This is a genomic window from Stenotrophomonas sp. YJH_SMC_8, assembly GCF_059371315.1.
Map to the genome: position 1 here is coordinate 179520 of NZ_JCAFUL010000008.1, position 12138 is coordinate 191657.

General features: G+C 67.7%; 8 protein-coding genes. 3 read left to right on the forward strand and 5 right to left on the reverse strand.

Annotated features, from left to right (window positions below; all coding sequences use genetic code 11):
* Window positions 1-75: 75 nt before the first annotated feature.
* The 4 genes from AC5P88_RS12210 to baeS form a co-directional block, all read right to left on the reverse strand.
* Entirely contained in the window at window positions 76-606 is a 531-nt protein-coding gene (locus AC5P88_RS12210; RefSeq protein ID WP_495225143.1) for a gamma carbonic anhydrase family protein, read from the reverse strand.
* Window positions 607-746: 140 nt separating this feature from the next.
* The gene (locus AC5P88_RS12215; protein ID WP_495225144.1) at window positions 747-1568 is read right to left on the reverse strand and encodes a nucleotidyltransferase domain-containing protein; all 822 of its coding nucleotides are present in this window, start codon (window positions 1566-1568) and stop codon (window positions 747-749) included.
* 149 nt (window positions 1569-1717) lie between these two features.
* Window positions 1718-2407, reverse strand: a complete 690-nt coding sequence (locus AC5P88_RS12220; protein ID WP_019337017.1) for a response regulator — start codon at window positions 2405-2407, stop codon at window positions 1718-1720.
* Window positions 2404-3807, reverse strand: coding sequence for a sensor histidine kinase efflux regulator BaeS (gene baeS / locus AC5P88_RS12225; protein WP_495225145.1), 1404 nt, complete (start codon window positions 3805-3807; stop codon window positions 2404-2406). Before baeS ends, AC5P88_RS12220 begins: the two co-directional genes overlap by 4 nt.
* Before the next feature lie 117 nt (window positions 3808-3924).
* On the opposite strand from baeS, the gene smeA reads away from it, so the two are divergent.
* The 3 genes from smeA to smeC are packed head-to-tail and all read left to right on the forward strand — an operon-like array spanning window position 3925 to window position 9695.
* On the forward strand, window positions 3925-5121 hold the full coding sequence (smeA, locus tag AC5P88_RS12230; RefSeq protein WP_106550021.1) for a multidrug efflux RND transporter periplasmic adaptor subunit SmeA: 1197 nt from the start codon (window positions 3925-3927) through the stop codon (window positions 5119-5121).
* A 12-nt stretch (window positions 5122-5133) separates the two neighbouring features.
* Window positions 5134-8283, forward strand: a complete 3150-nt coding sequence (smeB, locus tag AC5P88_RS12235) for a multidrug efflux RND transporter permease subunit SmeB (protein ID WP_495225146.1) — start codon at window positions 5134-5136, stop codon at window positions 8281-8283.
* Window positions 8280-9695: a multidrug efflux transporter outer membrane subunit SmeC gene (gene smeC / locus AC5P88_RS12240; RefSeq protein ID WP_495225147.1), complete on the forward strand. Its 1416-nt coding sequence runs from the start codon at window positions 8280-8282 to the stop codon at window positions 9693-9695. The genes smeB and smeC overlap by 4 nt, the downstream gene beginning before the upstream one ends.
* Before the next feature lie 276 nt (window positions 9696-9971).
* Here smeC and mnmG read toward each other — a convergent pair whose 3' ends face one another.
* Window positions 9972-11861, reverse strand: coding sequence for a tRNA uridine-5-carboxymethylaminomethyl(34) synthesis enzyme MnmG (mnmG, locus tag AC5P88_RS12245; protein ID WP_495225148.1), 1890 nt, complete (start codon window positions 11859-11861; stop codon window positions 9972-9974).
* Window positions 11862-12138 lie beyond the last annotated feature (277 nt).

A 12138-nucleotide genomic window follows, 5' to 3' on the forward strand; every position in this document is an offset into this window, starting at 1 on the left:
ACCACAGGCATGCGGGTCTCGACAGGTCCTGGTCGGGCCCAGACTTTAGCAGAGCCGCGTGGCGGCGTTGGCTGCTCAGCCCCGGTATTCGTCCTTCAGCCGCACGTAGTGGTCGGCCGAATAGTGCAGCGACTCGATCTCCTTGTCGCTCAGCGTGCGCGCCGGCCGGGCCGGGTTGCCGACCCACAGCTCGCCTTCGCCCACCACCTTGCCTGGGCCGATCACCGCGCCGGCACCGACGAAGCCGTGGCGTTCAACGCTGGCACCGTCGAGGATGCAGGCGCCCATGCCGATCAGGCTGTAATCGCCGATGGTGCAGGCATGGATGATGCAGCCGTGGCCGACGGTCACGCCCTCGCCGATCAGGGTCGGGTAGCCGGCCTTGTTGTACGGGCTGTGGTGGCTGACATGGATGATGGTGCCGTCCTGCACGTTGGTGCGCGCACCGATGCGCACGTAATTGACATCGCCGCGGATGACCGTGCCCGGCCACACCGATACGTCGTCGCCCAGTTCCACGTCACCGATGACGGTGCAGGCCGGGTCGATGTACACGCGCTCGCCGAGGACGGGCATCTTGTCGCGGAAGGGGCGCAGCGGGTTCATCGGTGTCTCCGGAAATCAGGGCATTCGCGACGATGATACCCGTGTGGTAGTGCCGGCCGCTGGCCGGCAACCACGGAAATCCAGGCGTGCCGCGCGATTGCCGGCCAGCGGCCGGCACTACCAGAAGCAGGTGCAACCGCTCAGGCCGGCGCGTGCTCGGCCAGCATCTGCCGGAACAGCGCGTCCAGCCAGGCGCTGTCGCCCTGGCCAGCAGGCAGGTGCGGGGCCTGCCCGGCGCGGGCGGCCAGTTCACGATCGATGAAATCGCTGATCGCCGCGATGCGTGGCCCGGCACTGACCTCGGCACTGGCGCGTTTCACGGCCAGCAGGGCATCGATGGCTTCACGCACCGGGCCGAGCGGCAGCAGCCGGTCCAGCAGATCCTCGAAGGCCATTGGCGGGGGTGTCTGTTCGTGTTCGATCCACTGGCAGGCCAGCAGCGGGCGCAGCACGTACAGGTATTTCTTCGTACGTACCGTTTCGCCACGCAGGTAACCGCGATGGTTCGAGCGCGCCATGTTGAAGTAGTGCCACCACGTTCCCAGTGGTGAATAGAACGACTCAGCTGCCTTCCACAGCTGCGACATTGCGGCGTGATCCTGCTGGTAGATGATCGGCGAACGCAGCCATTCGATCAGTGTCGGATTGGATTTTGAGACCAGCCGCAGTGCCTTGCGCAGGTCCCAGCCGCTGACATCGAGCTCATCGTCGATCGGCAGTTCGATCACATCGCGCTGCGCTTCGCCGGGACCGGTGCTCTCGTTGACGCTGAGATACCACGGCTGGCGATGCACGTAGATGAAGCGCGCGTCGTAGTCGCTGTCCGGCGAGGAAAAGCCCCAGCCACGGCTGCCCGACTCGCAGGCCAGCAGCACGCGTACGTCGTAGCGTTGTTCGATGTCGGCCAGGGTGGAAAGGATGGCGGCGCGCTTGTCCGGCGCGATCGGGTGGATGTCGTCCATGCAGTCGTGATTCGTTGATGTCGAGCGTTCTCGACTGTAGCGCAGGTCTGCATCGCTGCGCTCGCCGGGCATGGCCCGGCGCTACCCCGTCATGACTCGTCGACGAACGTCACCCCCTGGTAGCGCCGGGCCATGCCCGGCGAACGCGATCACGGCTCGTAGCTGTAGCCCATGCCGTACACCGAACGGATCGGCTCGCCTTCCATGCCGGCGTCGGCCAGCTTGCGGCGCAGGTTGCGTACATGGCTGTCGACGGTGCGGTCGACCACCACGCGATGGTCCAGGTACAGCCGGTCGAGCAGTTCATCGCGCGCCCAGATCCGGCCTGGCGTGGCCAGCAGCGTGCGCAGCAGGCGGTATTCCACCGGAGTCAGGTCCAGGCCCTTGCCGTTCCAGGTGGCGCGTGCGGCCGGCTCGTCGATGTGCAGGCCGCCGTTGGCGCGCGCACCGGGGTCCGGGCGGTAGCGGCGCAGCACCGCCATTACCCGCGCCACCACCTCGCGCGGACTGAACGGCTTGCAGATGTAGTCGTCGGCACCGATCTCCAGGCCCAGCAGGCGGTCGATCTCTTCCACCCGTGCGGTGACCATGATGACCGGCACATCGCTGCTGGCGCGCAGTTCGCGGCACAGGTCCACGCCGTCGCGCTGCGGCAGCATCAGGTCCAGCAGCACCAGATCGGGCTGGTAGCGCGCGAACGCGTCGATCACCTGGCCACCGTCGTCCACCCACTCGCTGGCCATGCCGGCAGCGGCCAGGTAGTCGCGCAGTACCGAGGCCAGGCGTGGCTCGTCCTCGACGATCAGGATCTTCGCGGACGTGGCGGGCGACGTGCTCATGCAGGCTCCGGCAGGGTGATGACCACGCGCAGCCCGCCCAGTGGCGAGGGCTCGGCGTGGATGACGCCGTGGTGGGCGAGGATGATGTTGTGGCTGATGGCCAGGCCCAGCCCGCTGCCACCACTGGCACGATTGCGCGAACTTTCCACGCGGTAGAAGCGTTCGAACAGCAGCGCGCACTTGTCGGCCGGCACGCCCGGCGCGGTGTCTTCCACGATCAGCTGCACGCCGGCAGCCACGTGCGCTGCCTGCACGAGTACGCGGCCACCGGCGTGGGTGTAGCGCAGTGCATTCTCCAGCAGGTTGGCCAGCACCTGCTGCAGGCGCCGTTCGTCACCGGACACCTGCAACGGCGTGGCGGGCAGATCTTCTTCCAGCGCCAGGCCTGCATTGGCGAAGCGCACGCGCATGCCGTTGAGTTCGCTGCGCAGCAGCGCCGCCAGGTCCAGTGGCGCGAAGCGGTACGCCAGGCCGCCGGACTGGGTCATCGACAGGTCGTGCAGGTCGTCGATCAGCTTGCCCAGCTGGCGGATCTCGCCCTGCAGGCCCACCAGGTTGGCGCGGTCCAGCGGACGGATGCCATCTTCGATCGCCTCCAGCTCGGCGCGCACCACCGCCAATGGCGTGCGCAGCTCATGCGAGATGTCGGCGATGAAGGCGCGGCGGTTGCGCTCGGTATCGTCCAGCGCCTGCGCCATCCGGTTGAAGTCGTTGACCAGTGCGTCCAGCTCATCGTCGCTGGTGCGCTCGATGCGGGTGGCGTAGTCACCGGCGGCCAACCGGTGGGTGGCCGCGGCCAGCTTGGCCAGGCGCTGGCGCAGCGCCCGCGATACCAGCCAGGCCAGCAGTACCGTCACCAGCAGTAGTGCGATGCCGATCACCCACCAGGCGCGCACCTGGGTGTTGTAGAAATTCAGGTCGTTGGTGGCGATGACGGTCTGGAACGGCACCATGCCCAGCCAACCTACGGTCTGCCCGTCCACCTGCACCGCGTGTGGCTCGTCATCGCTGGTGGCGTCGGGGTTGCCGGCCACGAAGCGGTGCTGCGCATCGAACAGGCCCAGACGCGACGGCACGCCGGTCTGGTCGGACAGCGGCGGCACCGGTCCTTCGTGCCCATGGGCCAGATCCGGGCGCAGCAACCGCGCCCAGCGGTCGCCATCACCGTGCAGATGTCCCCAGCCACCGTGCTCACGGTACTCGCGCTGCAGGTGGGGCATCAGCCGCTGCATGCGCAGGTCGCCCTGGTCGTTGAGGTAGTCCAGGAAGCCGGTCTGGAAGGCCACGCGGCTGGCAATACCGTTCACTGCCAGCACCAGCAGGCAGGCGGTGAAGATCGCGAGGAAGGTCTTCGCGGTCAGGCCGAATTTGAGTCGAATCTTCGCCATCGCGGAGGCCATTAGCGGCGCATGCGGCGCCGAAAGCAAGCGCCAGCTGAGCCGGTCGCACAATCTCCATATTCTCTGCACAGTTCCACGGCAGCGTGCACGGGTCAACGCAAGGCCCCCACGCCCCCCATGTCCCTCCTGCGCCCGCTGTCCCGTTCCCCGCGTCCCCTGCTGCTGCCCCTGCTGCTGGCCCTGGCGGCCTGTTCGGCGGGCAGGACTGAAGCACCGGCCATGCCCGAAGTGGGCGTCATCACGGCCAGCGCGCAGCCGCTGGCACTACAGCAGACGCTGCCCGGCCGCGCCGTGCCGTTCGAGATCTCCGAGGTGCGGCCGCAGATCGGCGGCCTGATCCGCCAGCGGTTGTTCACCGAAGGCCAGCAGGTCAAGGCAGGGCAGCTGCTGTACCAGGTCGATCCGGCGCCCTACCAGGCGGCCTTCGATACCGCCCGCGGGCAGCTGGCGCAGGCCGAGGCCACCGTGTTGTCGGCACAGCCGAAGGCCGAGCGCACCCGCGCGCTGGTGAGCATGGATGCGGCCAGCAAGCAGGATGCCGACGACGCCACCTCGGCGCTGAAGCAGGCGCAGGCCAACGTGATTGCCGCGCGCGCTGCATTGCAGGCCGCCCGCATCAACCTCGACTACACCCGGGTGACCGCCCCCATCGACGGTCGCATCGGCACCTCCAGCGTGACCGCGGGTGCGCTGGTCGCAGCCGGACAGGACGCCGCGCTGGCCACCATCCAGCGGCTGGACCCGGTATACCTGGATGTCACCCAGTCCAGCACGCAGATGCTGGCGCTGCGCAAGCAGCTCGATGCCGGCCTGGTGAAGGCCATCGATGGCAAGGCACAGGTGAAGGTGCTGCTGGAGGACGGCAGCACCTATGCGCACGAAGGCACGCTGGAGTTCGTCGGCAGCGCGGTGGATCCGGGCACCGGCAACGTGGTGCTGCGTGCGGTCATCCCGAACCCGGACGGCCTGCTGCTGCCCGGCATGTACCTGAAGGCGGTGCTGCCGATGGCCACCGACGCGCGCGCGCTGCTGGTGCCGCAGAAGGCGGTGACGCGCAACGAACGCGGCGAGCCGCTGCTGCGCCTGCTCGACGCCAAGGACCATGTGGTCGAGCGCCGGGTCAGCACCGGCCAGGTGGTCGGCAACCAGTGGCAGATCACCGATGGTCTCAAGACCGGCGAACGGGTGATCGTCAGCAACGGCAGTGCGGTATCACTGGGCCAGCAGGTGAAGGCGGTGGCGGCGACGACGGCGCAGCTGGCGGCGATGCCGGCGATCGACCCGAACGGCAACACCGACGAAAAGTCGCACTGAGGCCTGCCGCACATGGTTCGTTTCTTCATCGACCGGCCGATCTTCGCCTGGGTGATCGCCATCGCGGTCAGCCTGCTCGGCCTGCTTGCGATCCTGATCCTGCCGGTGGACCGCTATCCGCAGATCGCGCCACCGACCATCACCATCCGTGCCACCTACACCGGTGCGTCGTCGCAGACCGTGGAAAACGCGGTCACCCAGGTCATCGAGCAGTCGCAGCAGAGCCTCGATCACCTGATGTACATGACCTCGACCAGTGCCTCGGATGGCTCGGCGCAGGTCAACCTGGTGTTCGCCACCGGCACCAACCCGGACACCGCGCAGGTGCAGGTGCAGAACCAGCTGCAGGCGGCCATGGCCACGCTGCCGCAGGCGGTGCAGCAGAATGGCCTGACCATCACCAAGTCCAGTGGTTCGATCTTCGAGGTGCTGTCGTTCACCAGCGAAGACGACAGCATGGACAACTTCGATGTCGCCAACTTCATGGAAGCGCGCATCGATGACCAGATCAGCCGCGTCAGTGGTGTCGGCAACATCCAGCCGATCGGCCAGGAGTACGCCATGCGCATCTGGCTGGACCCGGAGAAGATGCGCCAGTACGCGTTGATGCCGTCGGACATCGAGATCGCGCTGCAGGCACAGAACACCGACGTATCGGCCGGTGAACTCGGCGGCCAGCCGGCGCTGAAGGGCCAGCAGCTCGACGCCACGGTGACCGCGCGCAGCCGCCTGCACACGCCCGAACAGTTCGCGCAGGTGGTGCTGAAGGCCGACGCCAACGGCAGCGTGGTGCACCTGGGCGACGTGGCGAAGATTGGCCTGGGCCCGGAGAGCTACGACAGCATCAGCACCTTCAACGGCAAGCCGTCTGCGTCGCTGGGTATCGAACTGAATGCCGGTGCCAACGCCATCGCCGTGTCCAAGGCCATCGATGCACGGCTTCAGCAGCTGCAGAAGTACTGGCCGCATGGCTACACCGCCCACGTGGCCTTCACCACCACACCGTTCGTGACCATCTCGCTGAAGGAAGTGGTGATCACCCTGATCGAGGCGATCATCCTGGTGGTGCTGGTGATGTACCTGTTCCTGCAGAACTGGCGCGCCACCCTGATCCCGACCATCGCGGTGCCGGTGGTGCTGCTGGGCACGTTCGGCGTGCTGGCCGCGTTCGGCTATTCGATCAACACGCTGACCATGTTCGCGCTGGTATTGGCCATCGGCCTGCTGGTGGACGATGCCATCGTGGTGGTGGAGAACGTGGAACGGGTGATGACCTTCGAAGGGCTGGCGCCGAAGCCGGCCACGCTGAAGGCGATGGGCCAGATCACCGGCGCGCTGGTCGGCATCGTGCTGGTGCTGACCGCGGTGTTCCTGCCGATGGCGTTCTTCAGCGGTGTCACCGGCGTGATCTACCGCCAGTTCTCGGTGACGATTGCTGCAGCAATGATCCTGTCGGTCCTGGTCGCGATGACCATCACCCCGGCACTGTGCGGCAGCATCCTGCACCAGATTCCCAAGGGCGGCCATCCGCATGGCGACCACGGAGGCGAACCGAGCCTGCTGGGCAAGTTCTTCATCTGGTTCAACCACCGTTTCGAGCGCACCTCCAACGGGCTGCGCCGACGCGTGGATGGCTTCCTCGGCCGGCGCACGCTGGGCGTGGTGTTCTACCTCGTGCTGAGCGTGGTCACCGGCCTGCTGCTGTGGCACCTGCCCGGCGCGTTCCTGCCCGACGAGGACCAGGGCATGCTCAATGCACTGGTGAAGCTGCCGGCCGGCTCCACCCTGGAGCAGACCCGCGCGGTGATGGACCGCCTGAGTGCCGCCGCAGTGAAAGACGACAGCGTGCTGTCGATCCAGGCCACCGCCGGCTTCAGCGTGACCGGCAGCGGCCAGAACGTCGGCCAGGCCTTCATCCGCCTGAAGGACTGGGATGACCGCAAGGACGATGCCGATACCATCGCCGCACGGTTGACCAAGGCCATGGCCAGCGTGCCCGATGCGCAGGTGTTCATCACCTCGCCGCCGGCCATCCTCGGCCTGGGTGATGCGGGCGGATTCACCCTGGAACTGCAGGACGAAGGCGGTGCCGGCCATGCCGCCGCCGTGGCCGCTCGCAACACCCTGCTGAAGGAAGCTGCCAAGGATCCGAAGCTGGTCAACGTGCGCTATGCCAGCCTGGAAGACGCGCCGGTGTACGCGGTGAAGGTGGACGACGCCAAGGCACAGGCGATGGGCGTGAATCCGCAGGACATCAACGACACCCTGAATGCCGCGCTGGGTGGCGACTTCGTCAACAACTTCATCTACAAGGGTCGCATCAAGAAGGTCTTCATCCAGGGCACCGCCGAAGCGCGCATGCAGCCGCAGGACATCGAGCGCTGGAGCGTGCGCAATCAGGCCGGGCAGATGGTGCCGCTGTCATCGCTGGTCAGCGCGCACTGGTCCAGCGCACCGGCCGCACTGCAGCGCTACAACGGCATCTCGGCGATGGAGATCACCGGCCAGCCGGCGCCCGGCGTCAGCTCCGGCGAGGCGATGGCCGAGATCGCGCGCCTGGCCGACACGCTGCCGGAAGGCTTCAGCCACGCCTGGTCGGACATGGCCTACCAGGAACAGCTGTCGGGCAACCAGGCACCGATGCTGTACGCCATCTCGCTGCTGTTCGTGTTCCTGTGCCTGGCCGCGCTGTATGAAAGCTGGGCGGTGCCGTTCGCGGTGATGCTGGCCGTGCCGGTGGGCGTGTTCGGCGCGGTGCTGATGATGAACCTGCGCGGCCTCAACAACGACGTGTATTTCCAGGTCGGCCTGTTGACCACGATTGGCCTGGCGGCCAAGAACGGCATCCTGATCGTCGAGTTCGCGCGCATCCTCGAACAGCAGGGCAAGAGCACCCGCGAGGCGATCCTGCAGGCGGTCTACCTGCGGCTGCGGCCGATCGTGATGACCTCGCTGGCCTTCCTGATGGGCGTGCTGCCGCTGGTGTTCGCCACCGGCGCCGGTTCGGCAGCGCGCCGTTCGCTGGGCACCGGCGTGGCCGGCGGCACGGTCGCCTCGATGGTGCTGGGCATGTTCTTCGTGCCGTTGTTCTACCTGCTGGTGCGCCGCCTGTTCCCGGGGCGCGCAGCGACCCACGCCACTGCCCCGGAGGCAAGCCCATGAAGCCGATGCTGCTGCGCGCCCTGGCGGCCGCAACGATGACCGCTGTGCTCGGTGGCTGCGTGAGCATGGCGCCGCGTTACCAGCGCCCCGAGGCGCCGGTGCCGGTGCAGTTCGGCAATGCGGCCACCGGCGAGGCTGATCCTGCGCTGGCGATGCCGGCATGGCGTGAGGTGTTCCTGGAACCGCGCCTGCAGCAGGTGATCGCGCTGGCGCTGCAGAACAACCGCGACTTGCGTGTAGCGGTGCTGCAGGTGGAGAAGGAACGCGCGCAGTACCGCATCCAGCGCGCGGCGCTGCTGCCGTCGGTGGATGCCAGCGGCAGCGTCACCCGCTCGCGCGTGAGCGATGCCAACAGTGAGACCGGGGCCACCCAGGTGACCGAATCCGATGCAGTGCAGGTCGGCATCAGCAGCTGGGAGCTGGACCTGTTCGGACGCATCCGCAGCCTGAAGAACGAGGCCCTGCAGAACTGGTTGGCCAGTGCCGAGAACCAGCGTGCGGCGCGCACCAGCCTGGTCGCCGAAGTGGCGACGGCGTGGCTGGCGCTGGCGGCCGATGGGCAGTCGCTGGCATTCACGCAACAGACCCTGGACAGCCAGCAGCAGACCCTGCAGCGCACCGAGGCCCGCCATGCGCAGGGGCTGGCCTCGGGGCTGGACCTGTCGCAGGTACAGACCAGCGTGGAAGCCGCGCGCGGTGCGCTGGCCAAGCTGCAGACCCAGCAGGCGCAGGATCGTGATGCATTGCAGCTGTTGGTGGGGGCGCCGCTGGATGCGGCGTTGCTGCCCAGCGCGCAGGCATTGGACGGCACCGTGGCGCTGGCTCCGCTGCCTTCCAACCTGCCGTCGAGCGTGCTGCTGCAGCGCCCGGATGTGCTGTCCTCCGAACACGCGCTGCAGGCGGCCAATGCCGATATCGGCGCCGCGCGCGCCGCGTTCTTCCCCACGCTGACCCTGACCGCCAACTACGGCCACAGCTCCACCGCGTTGTCGACGCTGTTCTCGGCCGGCACCCGTGGCTGGTCTTTCGCGCCGAGCATCACCGCGCCGATCTTCCATGCCGGCGCACTGAAGGCGTCGCTGGATGCGTCGAAGATCGGTAAGGACATCGGCATCGCGCAGTACGAGAAGGCGATCCAGCAGGCCTTCAGCGAAGTGGCCGATGCGCTGGCCACGCGTGACCACCTGACCGCGCAGATGGACGCGCAGCGCGCGCTGGTCGCTGCCAGCCAGCGCAGCTACACGCTGGCCGACGCGCGTTACCGCACCGGGCTGGATGGTTACCTGCAGTCGCTGGATGCACAGCGCAGCCTGTACGCCGCGCAGCAGGACCTGATCGCGCTGCAGCAGCAGGAAGCAGGCAACCGGGTGACCTTGTTCAAGGTATTGGGCGGCGGCGCCGACGCACGGTAGCGCGTTCGTTCCGGTGGGTGTGTCTTCCGCTCCGGTGGGTGCCGACCTTGGTCGGCACAAAGGCCTTCATCCACGCATGGCGCGGATCTACCGGGACGGGACGCCTTGGTAGGTGCCGACCTTGGTCGGCACAAATGCATGCAGCATCGCGATATGAAAATGCGTGCCGACCAAGGTCGGCACCCACCAGAGTGGCAGTAGATCCACGCCATGCGTGGATGAATCCCTGCCAATGCACGGTAGCGCCGGGCCATGCCCGGCGAGCGCAGCGGCGCGTTACGCCACGCGGCCGCGGCGCGCCCGCTCCAGGTGCACCAGCAGCAGCGAGATCGCCGCCGGGGTCATGCCCGGAATGCGCTGCGCCTGGCCGATGGTCTGCGGGCGCACGCGCTCCAGTTTCTGCAGCGCCTCGGCCGACAGCCCGCGCACGGTCGCATAGTCGAATGCCTCGGCGATCGGCGTGGCCTCATGCCGCTGCTGGCGCTCGATTTCCTCGCGCTGCCGGTCCAGGTAGCCGGCGTACTTCACGCCGATCTCCACCTGTTCGGCCACCTTGCCGTCGGCCACGGCCGGGCCCAGCGACGGCACCTGCATCAGCTGCGCGTAATCCAGCTCGGGGCGCTTGATCAGGTCCAGCACATTGGTTTCGCGGCTGACCGCCACGCCCAGCGTTTCCTGCACTTCACGGCCCAGCGCATTGGCCGGGGTCGCCCACAGCGCACCCAGGCGCGCGCGCTCGGCGGCGACGGCGGCCTGCTTGGTCTCGAACGCGTTCCAGCGGCGGTCGTCGACCAGGCCCATCTCTCGGCCGGCCGGGGTCAGGCGCTGGTCGGCGTTGTCTTCGCGCAGCTGCAGGCGGTACTCGGCGCGGCTGGTGAACATGCGGTACGGCTCGTTGGTGCCATGGGTGATCAGGTCATCCACCAGCACGCCCAGGTACGCCTCGTCGCGGCGCGGGCACCAGCCGTCCAGCCCGCGCACCTGGCGTGCGGCGTTGAGGCCGGCCAGCAGGCCCTGCGCGGCGGCTTCTTCATAGCCGGTGGTGCCGTTGATCTGGCCGGCGAAGAACAGGCCGTTGATCAGCTTGGTTTCCAGCGAGGCTTTCAGCCCGCGCGGGTCGAAGAAGTCGTACTCGATCGCATAGCCGGGGCGGGTGATGTGCGCGTTCCCGAAACCGCGGATGCTGCGCACCATCTCCAGCTGCACGTCGAACGGCAGCGAGGTGGAGATGCCATTGGGGTAGATCTCGACGATGCCCAGGCCTTCGGGTTCGACGAAGATCTGGTGGCTGGCCTTCTCGGCGAAGCGCACCACCTTGTCTTCGATGGAGGGGCAGTAGCGCGGGCCGATGCCTTCGATCTGGCCGCTGTACAGCGGCGAGCGGTGCAGCGCATCGCGGATGATCTGGTGGGTCTGCTCGGTTGTGTGGGTGATCCAGCAGCTGACCTGCTGCGGATGTTCGTCCACCGAGCCGAGGAAGGACATCACCGGCCGCGGCGAATCACCCGGCTGCTCGTCCATCACGCTGTAGTCCAGCGAGCGACCATCGATGCGCGGCGGCGTGCCGGTCTTCAGGCGGTCGACCTGGAACGGACGCTCGCGCAGGCGCGCGGCCAGCGTGGTGGCCGGCGGGTCGCCCATGCGGCCGGCGGCGTACTGGGTCGGGCCGACATGGATCTTGCCGGCCAGGAAGGTGCCGGCGGTCAGCACCACCGCCTCGGCGTCGAAGCGCAGCCCGGTCTGGGTGATGACCCCGCGCACGGCGTCGCCTTCGATCACCAGGTCATCGACCGCGGCCTGGAACACCGTCAGGTTGGCCTGGCCTTCGACGATGGCGCGGATCGCCATGCGGTACAGGTTGCGATCGGCCTGGCAACGGGTGGCACGCACGGCCGGGCCCTTCGATGCGTTGAGCGTACGCCACTGGATGCCGGCACGGTTGGCGGCATGCGCCATCGCACCGCCCAGGGCGTCGATTTCCTTGACCAGATGGCCCTTGCCGATGCCGCCGATGGCCGGGTTGCAGCTCATCGCGCCCACGGTTTCGATGTTGTGGGTCAGCAGCAGGGTGCGCACGCCGGTGCGGGCTGCGGCCAGCGCGGCTTCGGTGCCGGCGTGGCCACCGCCGATGACGATGACGTCGTAACGATGGAAGGACAGGTTCATGGGGGCTGTTCAGCTGGGGGCAGGCGCGGCCGGGGGCGGCGCCGGGGTGGCGATTTTAGCGCCATTCGGGGCCCGGACGCCGGCGCCGGTCAGTTGGCGGCGAAATCGGCCCTAAAGTTGGCAGGATTTTTGCAGATAACCCAATAGCACCCATCGTGGCTGGCGCCGTAGGCGCCCGTGACCGGAATTGGAACAGGGGCCGGTACAGGCGCACGGTGGGGGAGCAGAGGGCCGGCAGTCGGGGGACTGTCCGGCCCTGTTTTTTTGGGGTTGTCGG